This window comes from Pseudoduganella namucuonensis, from assembly GCF_900116645.1.
Classification (GTDB): Bacteria; Pseudomonadota; Gammaproteobacteria; order Burkholderiales; family Burkholderiaceae_D; genus Rugamonas; species Rugamonas namucuonensis.
On the sequence record NZ_FPBO01000025.1, the window covers coordinates 46172 to 60324 of the forward strand.

Here is a 14153-nt window from a genome sequence, read left to right on the forward strand (position 1 = left end):
GACGGGGAATGAACAGTCGGGAATTCAACGAGGCGGTGCAGGAGAACAGCCGCCTGTACCAGGGCAAGCTGCGCAGCTGCGAAGTGCGCTGCGCGGAGGCGAGCCGCGACGAGATCGCGCTGGAGCAGCGCATCGCCAAGCTGCTGCGGCAGGTGGCGGTGCTGCAACTGGAGGACATGGGCACGCTGGAAAGCGAAGTGGCGCGCGAGCTGGAGTTCCGCGCCGACGAGGAACAGGCGTTGCGCGCCGAGATGTCCGCCATCGACCAGGAAATCGCCGGCTACATGGCCGAGATCCGTAGCCAGACCGCCATCATCAAGGCCGCCATGGCGCAGCCGGACACGCGCACCGCCGAGCAGCTGGCGGCGCAGCGCGAATACGAGCGCGCCCGCGCCGAACTGGCGGACCACGCGGCGGCCGAGCCGGAGCTGCGCGCCGAGATCGACGGCAAGCTGGCGCGCTACCGCGACGAGCCGTTGTACGCCTGGCTGCGCGAGGCCGGCTACGGCACGCCGGAGTACGCGCGAGACGGCGACGCCGCGCGCGGCGACCAGTGGATCGCGGGGCTGTGCCACTTCGACGAGAACCACCGCAACGAGCGGATGCTGCTGGCCATGCGCGCGGCGCTGCCGGAGCGGGCCGAGCGGCTGGCCGCCCGCGTGGAGGAGGCGCGCCGCGCGCTCGAGGAACTGGCCCGCCCCCTCACCGGCGCCGAGCGCATCGCGCGCCAGGTGGCGCCGCTGGAGGCGGCCATCGCCCAGGCCGAGGCGCGCGCGCGGCACGTGGAGGCCAGCATGGCGGACTACGCGGCGCGGCGCGATCCCCGCTACCGCAAGGCGCAGGACCTGCTGGCCGCCAGTCTCAAGGCGCAGCCGCTGGAGGCGCTGATCGCCCGCGTGCGCGCCACGCCCAGCCCGGAGGACGACAGGCTGGCGCTGGAGATCGTCAACCTGCACGACAAGCTGTCCGGCAGCCGGCGCGACTACGAGCGGGCGCTGGCCGCGCGCCAGCACGCGGAGGCGGACCTGCGGCGCGCCACCGAACTGGAGGACGCGCTGCGCCAGGGGCACTGGCTGGACGGCGTGGAGTACGGAGAGGGACTGGAGCTGCAGCGGCTGGTGTCGCGCTGCATGAACGGGGAGATCGACACGGCCACCGTGCTGCAGACGGTGCAGCGGCACGCGCTGCGGCGCGGCGCCTACAGCGAGAACGCTTGGGGCGGCGCCTAGCGCGGCGGCCGGGCCGGCCGGGTTGACGTCAAAGCATCAGCACCGCGTACAGCGACTTCACCTCGTCGGCCGACTCGCGCAGGATGGCCTCCAGCGTGCCGTCGCCGACCGCGAAATCGATGGTGCGGGCGCTGGCCCGGGTGGTCGCGCCCTGCGGCTGGTGCAGCGGCGAATCGACCGGCGCCAGGTCGTTGGCCAGCAGCAGCGTGTCGCCCAGGTTCTCCGGCGGCAGCGCGCGCATGCCGGTCCACATCGCCTCGATGGCCTGCGTCACCGGGTCCGGCACGGCCAGCTTGCGCAGCACGCCGCGGCCGATTTCCGTTTCGCCATGGGCGATCCAGTCCTCCGGATCGCCGTCCATGATGCCGGGATACTCCGCGGCGCGCGCCAGCATGTAGAAGCCGCCCACCTCGTGGATGATGCCCGCGAACAGCGCCGTGTCCGGATCGACCTGGGCCACGCGGCGCGCGATCACCTGCGCCAGCGCCGCCACGTGGGCGGTGTGCTCCCACAGCTGGGCGGCCTTGGCCTGCAAGTCCGGATCGGTCAGCTTGCTGCCCAGCTGGCGCACGATCAGCGACGCCACCAGCGACTGCAGCGTGCGCACGCCGAGGCGCTGCACGGCCGAGCGCACGCCGGAGATCTCGGTGCCGGAGCGGTTGTAGGCGACCGAGTTGGCGATGGCCACGGTGCGGGCCGCCAGCAGCGGGTCGGCCTGGATCAGTTTGACGGCCGTGTCGGCGTGGCAGTCGGGATCGTTCAACGCCTGCTGCAGCTTGAGCGAGGCGGCCACGTTGGCGGGAAACGCGAGTTCCCCCCGGCCCGCCTGGGCGGCGATGTGCTTGAAGGCGTCGACTCTGTTCATCTTGTCTTTATATCCAGATTATTGCTGCATGGAACTATTTTGACACAGTTTTGATGAAATCCGCAGCAAATTATGCGCCCAAACGCCGGAAAAGCAAAAAGGGGTCAGGTTCGATTTTCCCGCGCGGGAAAATCGAACCTGACCCCTTTTTCGGGGCGGGAAGCCTAGTCGGCGCCGCTGAAGATGGCGTCGCAGCCTTCGCGCGTGCCCTCGGTGTCTTGCAGCTCGTCCACCAGGTCGAGGTCGAACAGTTCCTCGATGGCGTTCATGAAGCTGTTGTGCTTGGTCGCGCCGATCAGGCGGTAGATGTCGCCGTCCTCGTTGCGGATGCCGATCAGCAGCTTCTCCTTGCGCACGACGTCGGCCGGCTCTTCGCTGAGCAGCAGGTTGCCGGTGATTTGCTTGTCGAATTTCGCGGGCGCGAGGCCCTCGAGCAGGGTGGTTTTCAAAGACATGGTGTGGAGTTTTTCTAGTGGGTTGTTAGGTTGGCGCGCGCCTCAGGCGCCGCCTGCTGTTATCACTTGTTTAAGGCCGGACAGGGTTTTTTCAAGGGCGGCGAAATCGTCGTCGCCGTAGCCGGAGAACACCGCCGCGCCCAGCGACACCACCCGCGGGAAGACCTCGCGGAACAGCTGCTCGCCGCGCGGCGTCAGGCGGATGAACCAGGAGCGCTTGTCGTCCAGGCTGCGCTCGCGCTCCACCAGGCCCTTCTGCTCCAGGCGCTCGATCACGCCGGTCAGCGTGCCCTTGGTGATCAGGGTCTTGTCGCCCAGCTCCTTGTACGGCATGCCCGGCGTGTTGCCCAGGGTGGCGATGATGTCGAATTGGGCATGGGTCAATCCGCACTGGCGCACATGCTCGCCCGACAGGCGCTCAAAGCCCTGCATGCACTCGGCCAGCAGCCGGATACTCTTCAAATATCGTTCACCCATGGAACGTGATTATAGCGCCCGGGCCGGGTTTGTCCCGCCCCGATCGCGGCGTTTCGGCCGCGCCCGCCATCGCGCACGCCGCCGCGCCACTCTCGGGTACCATAGGCGCAGAACAAATATGGACAAAACAACATGCCCAACCACGCGCGCGCCATCGCCGCCTTGTTAATGGTGACCCTGGTCTGGGGCACCACCTTTCCCGCCATGAAGGACATGACGAACATCCTGTCCGCCAACTGGATCGTGGTCAGCCGCTTCACGCTGGCCAGCGTCATCCTGCTGCCCTTCCTGTGGGGCGCCGGCTGGGCCGATTGCCGCCGCGGCGCGCTCAGCGGCGTGCTGCTGTTTTTCTGCTACCTGTTCCAGGTGGAGGGCCTGGCGCTGACCAGCTCCAACCGCAACGCCTTCGTCTGCGGCCTGAACGTGCTGGTGCCGCCGCTGCTGGGCCTGGCCATGGGCCGGCGCCCGGAGCCGCGCATCGTGGCGGCGCTGGCCCTGGCGCTGGCCGGCCTGTTCGCGCTGTGCTGGGACGGCGCCTTCATCTGGGGCCGGGGCGACACGCTGGCGCTGCTGGCCGCGCTGTGCTTCGGCCTGTACATCAAGCTGATGGAGACCCAGACCCGCAAGGCGGACCGGCTGATGTCGCTGACGGCGGCGCAGGTGCTGACGGTGGCGCTGTGCGCCGGCCTGTGGATCGCGCTGCGCGAGGTGCCGCGCGGGCCGATCGCCGCGCCGCAGGACATGGGCGACTACTGGGAATACGTCTGGCAGGGCCTGCTGCAATACCGCTGGAACCTGATCTACCTGGGCGTGGTGGCCACCGCCGCCATCATTTCGCTGCAGACCTGGGGCCAGAGCCGCGCCAGCGCCAACGAGGCGGCCGTGATCTACGCCTTCGAGCCCGGTTGCGCCGCCATCTTCGGCTATCTGTGGCTGGGCGAGACGCTGGCCTGGACCGGCGTGCTGGGCGCGCTGTTGATGATCTCCGGTATGATAGCGAGCCAGTGGAGCGTGCCGCGCCCGCCCACCGCGCTGGCCCCCGAATAAAGGCGGACCCCGTGTTCCCCGCCGAGGGTATCGTTTTAGCAGAAGGAATCGCCCGTTGTCCACGCCGTTCGCCCACTTGTCCATCCTCGCCAGGGAGCAGCCGCTGCGCGTGCTGCTGGTGAACGCGGGCGAGGCGGACACGCTGACCTGGGCCGGCCTGGCGCAGCCGCTGCGGCTGGCCGCGCGCCTGCTGGGCGGGCGCCTGCAGCTCGACGTCCGCACGCCGCGGCAGGCCGCCGACGGCGCGGCCGACGGCCTGGCCGACCACGCGGGCGCCTGGCACCTGGCGCTGCTGGTGGCCGACGAGACCCAGGCCGCGTTGCCGCCGCCTTTGATCCGCGCCGTCATCGAACGCTGCCGCGCGGCGCCCTACTGGGGCGGCGTCGGCGCCGGCGTGCTGTGGCTGGCCGAGGCGGGGCTGATGGGCGGCGTGCGCATCGCGCTGCCCTGGGCCCTGTACGCGGACGCCGAGGACATCGCCGAGCGCGCCATCCTGACCCCCAATCTGTTCGAGCTGGACGGCCCGCACCTGAGCTGCTGCGGCGGCGCGGCCAGCGCCGATTTCGCGCTCACGCTGGTGGAGGCGCTGTTCGGCCCCAATGTGCAGGCCGAGATCAAGGAGGCGCTGTGCATCGACCGGGTGCGCGGCCCCGAGGAGCGCCAGCGGGTGGCGCTGCAGGCCCGCTTCGGCGCGCTGCAGCCCAAGCTGTCCGAGGCGGTCACCCTGATGGAGGCCAACATCGAGGAGCCGCTCTCCACCGACGACGTGGCCGGCCTGGTGGGCCTGTCGCGGCGCCAGCTGGAGCGCCTGTTCAAGCAATACCTGGGCAGCCTGCCGTCGCGCTACTACCTGGAGCTGCGCCTGCAGCGCGCGCGCCAGCTGCTGCTGGAAACCAATTATTCCATCGTGCAAGTGGGGCTGATGTGCGGCTTCTCGTCCGGTTCGCACTTCTCCACCGCCTTCGGCACCCTGTTCGGCAACACGCCGCGCGAGGAACGGCAGCGCAAGCTGGCCGGCTAGCGCGGTCAGGCGCGGACGGGCGTGTCGCGCGGCACCGCCACCGCGCCGTGCGCGCCGGAGCTGTCATTGCTGTCCGGCGCCACCAGCGGCAGCGTGATGTGGAAGCGGGTGCCCAGCCCCGCCTCGCTGTGCACCGCGATGGTGCCGCCCAGCACGCCGGACACCAGCGTCTGCACGATGTACAGCCCCAGCCCCGAGCCGCCCTGGCCCATGCGCGTGGTGAAGAAGGGGTCGTAGATCTTGTTGCAGTGCTCGGCCGGGATGCCGGCGCCGTCGTCGCCATAGGACAGGCAGACCCGCTCGCCGTCCACGCTGGCGAGGATCGTCACCGTGCCGCCGGCGCTGGCGGCGAAGCCGTGCACCAGCGTGTTTTCCAGCAGGTTGGACAGCACCTGCGCCAGCGGCCCGGGGTAGCTGTCCAGCTCGATCTCCTCCGGGATGTCCAGCGCGATCCGGTGCGGCGTCTTCTTCCACGCGTTGCGGTGGGTGGCGATCACCTCCTCCACCGTGTGGCGCAGGCGGAAGGGGCGGCGCCGCACGCTGGCCTGGTCGACCGCCAGTTCCTTGAAGTTCTCGATCAGTCCCGAGGCGCGGTGGGTGTTGCGCTCGATGATGCCGCAGGCCTGCTGGCACTGGCGCAGGAATTCCTCCGCCTGCGAGCGCCGCAAGCCGCCGCCGACCAGCCCCGCGCCGAAGTCGCGCAGCAGGTCGCGCATGGTGGTGGCGGCCGTCAGCGAGCTGCCCAGCGGCGTGTTCAGCTCGTGCGCGATGCCGGCCACCAGGCGGCCCAGCGACGCCACTTTTTCCGTCTGCACCAGCTGCTCGGCGGCCAGCCGCAGGTCCTCGTTGGCCTGCGTCAGCTGGGCCGTGCGCTCGTGCACGCGCTGCTCCAGCACCGTGTTGAGCCGCTGGATCTCCTCCTCGCGCGCGCGCCGCACGCCCACCTCGCCCTGCAGTTCGGCGGTGCGGCGCCGGACCATCACGCGCAGCTGCACGATGAAGGCGGTGGCCACCACCACCGCCATCAGCAGCAGCGCCAGCGGGCGGTAGTCCAGCTCGTGCGAGAACTGGACCGTGGTCCATTTCTGGCGGATGGCCTCGCGCTCGTCGCGCTCGATGGCCGCCAGCGCCAATTCGATGATGGGCAGCAGTTCCGGCAGGTCGGCGCGCACGCCGTAGCCGACCCGGTAGCTGTAGTCGGTCTCGCCGGCCACGCGGATGTCGCTGGCCCCCGTCTCGACCAGCTGGTGGGTGCCGGTCAGCAGCGGGCCGACCAGCGCGTCGATCCCGCCGGCGCGCAGCAGCTCGGTCGCCTCGCGGAAATTTCCGACCTGGACCGGAACGATGGCGGGCCAGTCCTTGCGCAGGCGCTCTTCGATATTGCTGCGGGCCGACACGCCCACCCGCTTGCCGGCCAGGCCGGACAGGCCGCCCGGCGGCGGCTCGCCCACGCGGCTGAAGATGACGGTCGGGGTGCTGAGGAAGGGTTCGGTCACCGACAGGTAGCCCGCGCGCTCCGGCGCGTGCGCGATGGCCGACACCAGGTCGACCTCCTTGCGCCGCGCCTTGGCCAGCTGGTCGGCGATGTTTATGCTGGGCACCAGTTCGAAGCGGGTGTTCAGCATCAGCTCCATGCGCCGCATGATGTCGACCGAGATGCCGCGCAGGATGCCATCCTCGCCGCGCCACTCGATGGGCGGGCGGCCCACGTCGACCGCCACCCGCAGCACGGGGCGCCGCGCCAGCCAGGCCTGCTGGGCGGGCGACAGCGGCAGCTCGCGCCGGGCGGGCACGCCCTGCGCCGCGCCCAGCCAGCGCGTCCGTATCAGCTCATGCTCGGCCGGGGTGATCGCGGCCAGGCCCTTGTTGACGATGGCCAGCAGCTCGGGCGCGTCGTTGCGCAGCGCGAAGCGGATGGTGGCGGCCTCGGCGAAGTAGTACACCAAGCCTATCTTCAGCTTGCCTCCGGCCGCGCGTTGCGCCACCGGCAGGTCGTCGAGCAGGCCGTCGGCCTGCCCGCCCAGCACCAGCGTGGCGCCCTCCTGCGGGTCCGCCACCTCCACCAGCTCGCAGTCCGGGCAGCGCGTGCGCAGCACCGGCACGCGCACTGTGCTGCGCACGACGGCGATGCGCTGGCCGCCGAACGCGGCCAGCGTGCGCGCGTCGACGTGGCCGCCGCGCACCGCCATCGCGATCGGCAGCTCCAGGTAGGGATCGGAGAAGTTCAGCCGGGTCTTGCGTTCCGGCAGGTCGCGCGCGCACAGCACGCCGTCCACCTCGTGCGCCATGCCCTTGCGCAGCGCCTCCTCCCAGCTCGAGCCGGTGTAGCGGAACCGCAGGCCCGTGTTGCGCGCCACCAGTTCCGCGTAGTCGAGCGAGGCGCCGGCGTAGGTGGCGCCGGCGGCGTCGGCGCGGCGGAAGTTCAGCGGCGGGTTGTTCTGGGCCAGCGCCAGCGTGAGCACCGGATGGGTCCGCACCCAGGCCCGCTCGGCGGGCGTCAGCACGGCCTGCGCCGCCGCCGCCGGCGTGACCAGGGGGCGGCACGCCAGCCAGAGTAGACTTATCCACAAAGCAATCCTGTCGCGTGCGGTGCGCATTTGGGCGGAATCCGGGACCGGCTGTTTTCAGTACAGCATACACCGTGCGGCGCAATGAGGGGGCAAGCGGGTATGTCGCCGGCCTTCTGAAAAATGAAAATCCTTGTCGCATCCACAAAAGAGTTTTAGCATCCCGCTTTTTATAATGACGTACCACCCGTGGCCGCCTGGTTGCGGCCGTACCTCTACTTTCGATGGGGAATGCCATGAACGCAAAGCTTGACTCTTCTGTAACCACCCGCCCGGTCACCCGGCAGACTTTCGACGAGGTGCTCGTCCCCACCTACGCGCCGGCCGCGATGGTGCCGGTGCGCGCCTCGGGCCTGGACCTGTGGGACCAGAACGGCAAGCATTACCTGGACTTCACCTCCGGCATCGCCGTGGCCTCGCTGGGCCACTGCAATCCCGTGCTGGTGGAGGCCCTGACCAGGCAGGCCAACACCCTGTGGCACCTGGGTAACGGCTACACCAACGAGCCCGTGCTGCGCCTGGGCATGGCCCTGACCGAGGCCACCTTCGCCGAGCGCGCCTTCTTCTGCAACTCCGGCGCCGAGGCCAACGAGGCGGCCCTGAAGCTGGCCCGCAAGCACGGCCACGCCAAGGGCGGCGAGGGCAAATCGCGCATCGTGTCCTGCTTCAGCTCCTTCCACGGCCGCACGCTGTTCACCGTGTCCGTCGGCGGCCAGTCCAAGTACACCGAGGGCTTCGAGCCGCTGCCGCCGGCCATCGACCACATCGAGTACAACAACATCGAGGCGGCGCGCGCCGCCATCACCGACGACGTGTGCGCCGTGATCGTGGAACCGGTGCAGGGCGAGGGCGGCGTGGTCCCGGGCGACAAGGCCTTCCTGCAGGCGCTGCGCGAGCTGTGCGACCAGACCGGCGCGCTGCTGATCTTCGACGAGGTGCAGTGCGGCATGGGCCGCACCGGCCACCTGTTCGCCTACCAGGGCTACGGCATCACGCCGGACATCCTGACCTCGGCCAAGGCGCTGGGCAACGGCTACCCGATCGGCGCCATGCTGACCACCGCCGAACTGGCCGCCACGCTGAGCGTGGGCAGCCACGGCACCACCTACGGCGGCAACCCGCTGGCCGCCACCGTGGCGCTGACGGTGCTCGACACCATCAACCAGCCGGCCTTCCTGGCGCGCGTGAACGAGGCCTCGGGCACGTTGACGGCCATGCTGGAAGGCCTGTGCAAGGACTATCCTGAGATCCTCTCCTCCGTGCGCGGCAGCGGCCTGTTGCTGGGCGTGGTGGTGGCCGACGCCTGGAAGGGCAAGTCCAAGGACATCCAGAAGGCCGCCGAGGCCGAGGGCCTGATGGTGCTGATCGCCGGCACCGACGTGGTGCGCTTCGCGCCGGCGCTGATCGTGTCCGACGCGCAGATCGCCGAAGCCGGCCGCATCCTGCGCGTGGCGCTGGACGGCTTGAAGGGCTAAGGCGCCCGGCGGCGCCGCGCCCGCGCGCGGCGCCGCCATGCCTGTCAGATAACAACAAAGGAGTCCCCATGTATGTCGTCCGTCCGGTAGAAATCGCGGATATCGCGGCGCTGGAAAAGCTGGCAGCGGTCAGCATGCCGGGTGTCCATACCCTGCCGAAGACGCGCGACAAGATCGCGCAGGCCATCGAAGCCTCGATCGCCTCGTTCGGCGCCAATGTCGACATTCCCAGCGAGGAATCCTATCTCTTCGTGCTGGAGTCGCTGGCCGACCGCCGCATCGTGGGCACCGCCTCGATCTTCGCGGCGGCCGGCACCAACGGCACCTACTTCTCGTTCCGCAACGATGTCATCCAGCAGGTCTCGCGCGACCTGAACATCAGCCACAGCGTGCACGCGCTGACCCTGTGCTCCGAGCTGACCGCGTATTCGCAGCTGTCCAGCTTCTACGTCGACGACCGGGTCAAGGGCGCGCCCGAGGCCGCGCTGCTGTCGCGCGCGCGCCTGCTGTTCGCGGCGATGGCGCCGCAGCGCTTCAGCGACCGCTTCTTCGTGCCGCTGGCCGGCGCCACCGGCCCCAATGGCGAGTCGCCGTTCTGGGACGCGCTGGGCCGCAAGTTCTTCCAGATGGATTTCCTGGACGCCGAACGCACCATCGGCGGCGCGCGCAACCGCACCCTGATCGTCGAGCTGATGCCGCACTACCCGGTCTACGTGCCGCTGCTGCCGGGCGACGCCCAGGCCGTCATGGGCCAGATCCACCCGTCCGGCGAGCTGGCCTTCGGCCTGCTGACGGAGGAGGGCTTCGAGGCCGACGAGTACATCGACATCTTCGACGGCGGTCCCATCCTGCAGGCGCACAAGCACGCGCTGCGCACCATCACCTCGTCCATGCAGCGCCGCGTGGAGCCGTCCCGCCCGTCGCGCGCGGGCGAACCGGCCGTCGCGTACGCGGTGGCCGCCAACGCCGGCCCGCGCTTCCGCGCGGCCGTGGTCTCCGTTCCCGCCATCGAGGGCGGCACCGCCATCGCGCTGCCGCCGGACGTGTTGGACGCCCTGCAGGTCGCCGAGGGCGACAGCGTGCTGTGCGCCCGTATTTAAAGTGAGACCGATATGCTAGTTGTACGCTCCATACAAGCCACCGACCTGGACGCCCTGTACCTGATGGCCAGCCAGGTGGGCTCCGGCATGACCACGCTCAAGCCGGACATGAAGATGCTGGGCGACCGCCTGGACATCGCCTGCGCCTCGTTCGCCGAAACCATCGCGCCGGAAAAGCGCGACTACATGTTCGTGATGGAGGACACCGCCAGCGGCCGCATCGCCGGCGTGTGCGCCATCAAGGCCTCGGTGGGCCTGGACGAGCCGTTCTACAACTACCGCATCGGCACCCTGGTGCACTCCAGCCGCGAACTGAAGGTGTTCACGCGCATGGAGACGCTGTACCTGTCGAACGACCTCACGGGCAGCTCGGAACTGTGCTCGCTGTTCCTGAACCCGGACTACCGCCAGGGCAACAACGGCAAGCTGCTGTCCAAGTGCCGCTTCCTGTTCATCGCCCAGTTCCCGCACCTGTTCAACGAGCGGCTGATCGCCGAGATGCGCGGCTACCAGGCCGAGAACGGCCGCTCGCCGTTCTACGAGGGCCTGGGCCGCCACTTCTTCAAGATGGAATTCGACCGCGTGGACGAGTTGACCGCGCTGGGCAAGAAGTCCTTCATCGCCGAGCTGATGCCGCGCCAGCCGCTGTACGTCGCCTACCTGCCGAAGGACGCGCAGGACGTGGTCGGCAAGGTGCACACCTCCACCGCGCCCGCGCGCCGCCTGCTGGAGCAGGAGGGCATGCACTACGAGGGCTACGTCGACATCTTCGACGCCGGCCCGGTGCTGCAGGGCCGCATCTCCGAGCTGCGCGCCATGCGCGACAGCGCGCTGGCCACCGTCGACGTCGACAGCGACATGACGCACGCCTGCGCGCCGCAGCTCGAACCCATCCTGGTGTCCAACACGAATCTGCGCGACTTCCGCATGATCCTGTCGGAGGCCGCCCACGTGAACGGCAATATCGACCTGTCCGCGGAAGACCAGCAACTGCTGCGCTGCCGCGCCGGCGACACCGTCCGCACCCTGACTCTCAACGCGAGGAAGCATTCCCATGTCTGAACAAGCCCAGAGCAACTTCATTAACGGCCAATGGCTCGCAGGCCACGGCGCCGAACTGGTCACCATCGATCCGTCCAACGGCCGCCGGACTTGGGCCAGCCGCGAAGCGACCGCCGACGACGTGGCCGCCGCCTGCGCCGCCGCGCGCGGCGCCTTCGAGGCCTGGGCGCTGACGCCGCTGGCCGAGCGCGTGGCCATCGCCGCCCGCTTCCGCGACCTGCTGAAGGAGAACGCCGAGGAGCTGGCGCTGCTGATCGCCGAGGAGGTCGGCAAGCCGCTGTGGGAGGCGCGCACCGAAGTGACCACCATGGCCAACAAGGTCGACATCTCGGTGCAGGCCCATGCCGCGCGCACCGGCGAAACCCGCGGCAAGGTGGCGGATGGCGAGGCGGTGCTGCGCCACCGTCCGCACGGCGTGTTCGGCGTGTTCGGCCCCTACAACTTCCCCGGCCACCTGCCCAACGGCCACATCGTGCCGGCCCTCATCGCCGGCAACACCGTGGTGTTCAAGCCCAGCGAATACGCGCCGCGCACCGCCGTGAAAACCGTGCAGCTGTGGGAAAAGGCGGGCGTGCCGGCCGGCGTGGTCAACCTGGTCAACGGCGGCCGCGACACCGGCGTCGCGCTGGGACAAAACACCGACATCGACGGCGTGCTGTTCACCGGCTCCAGCCAGACCGGCGCCGCGCTGCACCGCCAGTTCGCCGGCCAGACCGGCAAGCTGCTGGCGCTGGAAATGGGCGGCAACAACCCGCTGGTGGTGTGGGACGTGAAGGACATCGACGCGGCCGTGTTCATGGCCGTGTCCTCCGCCTTCATCTCGGCCGGCCAGCGCTGCACCTGCGCGCGCCGCCTGGTGGTGCAAACCGGCGCCGCCGGCGACGCCTTCGTGCAACGCCTGGTGGAGGTGGCCTCCAAGCTGGTGGTGGGCGCCTCCAACGCCGAGCCGCAGCCCTTCATGGGCCCCGTGGTCTCGGCCGCCGTGGCCGCGCGCCTGGTGCAGGCGCAGAACGACATGGTGGCCAAGGGCGGCAAGCTGCTGCTGGAAATGAAGCACCTGCAAGAGGGCACGGGCTTCGTCTCGGCCGGCATCGTCGACACCACCGACGCGCAAGGCATCCCGGACGAGGAATGGTTCGGGCCCCTGCTGCAGATCAAGCGCGTGGCCGATTTCGACAGCGCCATCAAGGTCGCCAACGACACCCAGTACGGCCTGGCCTCCGGCCTGATCTCCAACGACGAGGCGCTGTGGAACAAGTTCCAGGCGCTGGCGCGCGCCGGCATCGTCAACTGGAACCGCCCGACCACCGGCGCGGCCAGCAGCGCGCCGTTCGGCGGCGTCGGCAAGTCCGGCAACCACCGTCCGAGCGCCTACTACGCGGCCGACTACTGCGCCTATCCGGTCGCCTCGATCGAGAACAGCGTCCTTGAAATGCCGGCGAAGCTGTCGCCGGGCATGACCTTCTGAGCCAGCCGAGGATCAACCCATGCGCCCAGCACGCGAGTACAACTTCGATGGCCTGGTAGGCCCGTCCCACAACTACGCCGGCCTTTCGTTCGGCAACGTGGCCTCGTTCAACAACGTCAAGAGCGCGTCCAACCCCCGGCTGGCGGCGCTGCAGGGCCTGGCCAAGATGCGCGCGCTGGCGCAGCGCGGTTTCGCGCAGGCGCTGCTGCCGCCGCAGGACCGTCCCAACTTCCGCCTGCTGCGTAGCCTGGGCTTCACCGGCAGCGACGCCGACGTGCTGGCCAAGGCCTACAAGGAGTCGCCGGTGATCCTGGCCTGCGCGTATTCGGCCTCGCCGATGTGGACCGCCAACGCCGCCACCGTCAGCCCCTCGGCCGACACCGGCGACGGCCGCGTGCATTTCACGCCCGCCAACCTGAACAACAAGCTGCACCGCGCCTTCGAGCACACGCAGTCCGCCCGCAGCCTGCGCGCCATCTTCCACGACGAGCGGCGCTTCGCCGTGCACGACGCGCTGCCCGGCACCCCGGCCTTCGGCGACGAGGGCGCGGCCAACCACACCCGCCTGTGCGCGGCCCACGGCGACCGCGGCGTGGAGATGTTCGTCTACGGCCGCGTCGAGTTCGACCCGTCCGCCCCCGCGCCCAAGCGCTTCCCGGCGCGCCACACGTTGGAGGCGTCCCAGGCGGTGGCCAGGCTGCACGGCCTGGACGCCGGACGCGCCGTCTTCATCCAGCAGAACCCGGACGTGATCGACCAGGGCGTGTTCCACAACGACGTGATCGCGGTCGGCAACGCCAACGTGCTGTTCTACCACGAGCAGGCCTTCGCCGACGAGTCGGCCACGCTGGCCTCGCTGCGCGCGGCCATGGCCGGCGCGGGCGCCGAGCTGCAGGCGGTGCGGGTCGACACCGGCGCCGTGGCCGTGGCGGATGCGGTGCACAGCTATCTGTTCAACAGCCAGCTGCTGTCCAAGCCGACCGGCAAGATGGCGCTGGTGATTCCGCAGGAATGCCGCGAGAACGCCGCCGTGGACAGCTACCTGGCCGGCCTGGTGGCCAGCGGCGGCCCGGTCGATGAACTGATCCACTTCGACCTGCGCCAGTCGATGCGCAACGGCGGCGGCCCGGCTTGCCTGCGCCTGCGCGTGGCGCTGACCGACGAGGAGGCGGGCGCCATGCACCAGGGGGTGGTGATGACCGAGGCGCTGTACCACACGCTGGTGGCCTGGGTGCAAAAGTACTACCGCGACCGCCTGGAGCCGGCCGACCTGGCCGATCCGCGACTGGCGCTGGAGGTGCGCGCCGCGCTGGAGGAATTGACCCGGATTCTGGGCCTGCCCGGACTGTATGAGCTGTAAAATCGCGTATTCATCACCATATGGCCG

The 14153-nt window shown here is 69.7% G+C and carries 12 protein-coding genes; 8 read left to right on the forward strand and 4 right to left on the reverse strand.

What is annotated here, in order from left to right:
* The first annotated feature begins 8 nt into the window (after positions 1 to 8).
* On the forward strand, positions 9 to 1229 hold the full coding sequence (locus tag BM436_RS23255) for a coiled-coil domain-containing protein (protein WP_093557923.1): 1221 nt from the start codon (positions 9 to 11) through the stop codon (positions 1227 to 1229).
* Between the two features lie 28 nt (positions 1230 to 1257).
* On the opposite strand, the gene BM436_RS23260 is transcribed toward BM436_RS23255, so the two are convergent.
* The 3 genes from BM436_RS23260 to BM436_RS23270 all read right to left on the reverse strand — a co-directional run bounded on the left by BM436_RS23260 (position 1258) and on the right by BM436_RS23270 (position 3026).
* Entirely contained in the window at positions 1258 to 2094 is an 837-nt protein-coding gene (locus BM436_RS23260) for an HDOD domain-containing protein (protein ID WP_093557924.1), read from the reverse strand.
* A 164-nt stretch (positions 2095 to 2258) separates the two neighbouring features.
* On the reverse strand, positions 2259 to 2543 hold the full coding sequence (locus BM436_RS23265) for a hypothetical protein (RefSeq protein ID WP_093557925.1): 285 nt from the start codon (positions 2541 to 2543) through the stop codon (positions 2259 to 2261).
* A gap of 48 nt (positions 2544 to 2591) precedes the next feature.
* Positions 2592 to 3026 (reverse strand): MarR family winged helix-turn-helix transcriptional regulator, encoded by a 435-nt coding sequence (locus tag BM436_RS23270; RefSeq protein WP_093557926.1) that lies wholly within the window; start codon positions 3024 to 3026, stop codon positions 2592 to 2594.
* 132 nt (positions 3027 to 3158) lie between these two features.
* On the opposite strand from BM436_RS23270, the gene BM436_RS23275 reads away from it, so the two are divergent.
* Positions 3159 to 4073 (forward strand): DMT family transporter, encoded by a 915-nt coding sequence (locus BM436_RS23275; protein ID WP_093557927.1) that lies wholly within the window; start codon positions 3159 to 3161, stop codon positions 4071 to 4073.
* A gap of 55 nt (positions 4074 to 4128) precedes the next feature.
* Complete coding sequence (locus tag BM436_RS23280) at positions 4129 to 5094, forward strand: GlxA family transcriptional regulator (protein ID WP_093557928.1); 966 nt, start codon at positions 4129 to 4131, stop codon at positions 5092 to 5094.
* 5 nt (positions 5095 to 5099) lie between these two features.
* Here BM436_RS23280 and BM436_RS23285 read toward each other — a convergent pair whose 3' ends face one another.
* A complete protein-coding gene (locus BM436_RS23285; protein WP_093557929.1) occupies positions 5100 to 7691 on the reverse strand; it encodes a transporter substrate-binding domain-containing protein in 2592 nt (863 codons plus the stop codon).
* A 206-nt stretch (positions 7692 to 7897) separates the two neighbouring features.
* Between BM436_RS23285 and BM436_RS23290 the strand changes: the two genes are divergently transcribed.
* The 5 genes from BM436_RS23290 (at position 7898) to astB (ending at position 14126) form a co-directional block, all read left to right on the forward strand.
* Positions 7898 to 9136, forward strand: coding sequence for an acetylornithine/succinyldiaminopimelate transaminase (locus BM436_RS23290; protein ID WP_093557930.1), 1239 nt, complete (start codon positions 7898 to 7900; stop codon positions 9134 to 9136).
* A gap of 68 nt (positions 9137 to 9204) precedes the next feature.
* Positions 9205 to 10236: an arginine N-succinyltransferase gene (locus BM436_RS23295; RefSeq protein WP_093557931.1), complete on the forward strand. Its 1032-nt coding sequence runs from the start codon at positions 9205 to 9207 to the stop codon at positions 10234 to 10236.
* A gap of 12 nt (positions 10237 to 10248) precedes the next feature.
* Entirely contained in the window at positions 10249 to 11298 is a 1050-nt protein-coding gene (gene astA / locus BM436_RS23300; protein ID WP_093557932.1) for an arginine N-succinyltransferase, read from the forward strand.
* Positions 11291 to 12766 carry a succinylglutamate-semialdehyde dehydrogenase gene (astD, locus tag BM436_RS23305; protein WP_093557933.1) on the forward strand — a complete coding sequence of 492 codons (1476 nt, stop codon included), beginning with the start codon at positions 11291 to 11293 and terminating at the stop codon, positions 12764 to 12766. The genes astA and astD overlap by 8 nt, the downstream gene beginning before the upstream one ends.
* Before the next feature lie 19 nt (positions 12767 to 12785).
* Entirely contained in the window at positions 12786 to 14126 is a 1341-nt protein-coding gene (gene astB / locus BM436_RS23310; RefSeq protein ID WP_093557934.1) for an N-succinylarginine dihydrolase, read from the forward strand.
* Positions 14127 to 14153: the final 27 nt, after the last annotated feature.

What these genes read in the sequence shown, in the direction of transcription:
- BM436_RS23275 (WP_093557927.1), top strand. Translation starts at nt 3,159, where the DNA reads ATGCCCAACCACGCGCGCGCCATCGCCGCCTTGTTAATGGTGACCCTG.
- astA (WP_093557932.1), top strand. Translation starts at nt 10,249, where the DNA reads ATGCTAGTTGTACGCTCCATACAAGCCACCGACCTGGACGCCCTGTAC.
- BM436_RS23295 (WP_093557931.1), top strand. Translation starts at nt 9,205, where the DNA reads ATGTATGTCGTCCGTCCGGTAGAAATCGCGGATATCGCGGCGCTGGAA.
- BM436_RS23260 (WP_093557924.1), bottom strand. Translation starts at nt 2,094, where the DNA reads ATGAACAGAGTCGACGCCTTCAAGCACATCGCCGCCCAGGCGGGCCGG.
- astB (WP_093557934.1), top strand. Translation starts at nt 12,786, where the DNA reads ATGCGCCCAGCACGCGAGTACAACTTCGATGGCCTGGTAGGCCCGTCC.
- BM436_RS23290 (WP_093557930.1), top strand. Translation starts at nt 7,898, where the DNA reads ATGAACGCAAAGCTTGACTCTTCTGTAACCACCCGCCCGGTCACCCGG.
- BM436_RS23255 (WP_093557923.1), top strand. Translation starts at nt 9, where the DNA reads ATGAACAGTCGGGAATTCAACGAGGCGGTGCAGGAGAACAGCCGCCTG.
- BM436_RS23270 (WP_093557926.1), bottom strand. Translation starts at nt 3,026, where the DNA reads ATGGGTGAACGATATTTGAAGAGTATCCGGCTGCTGGCCGAGTGCATG.
- astD (WP_093557933.1), top strand. Translation starts at nt 11,291, where the DNA reads ATGTCTGAACAAGCCCAGAGCAACTTCATTAACGGCCAATGGCTCGCA.
- BM436_RS23285 (WP_093557929.1), bottom strand. Translation starts at nt 7,691, where the DNA reads ATGCGCACCGCACGCGACAGGATTGCTTTGTGGATAAGTCTACTCTGG.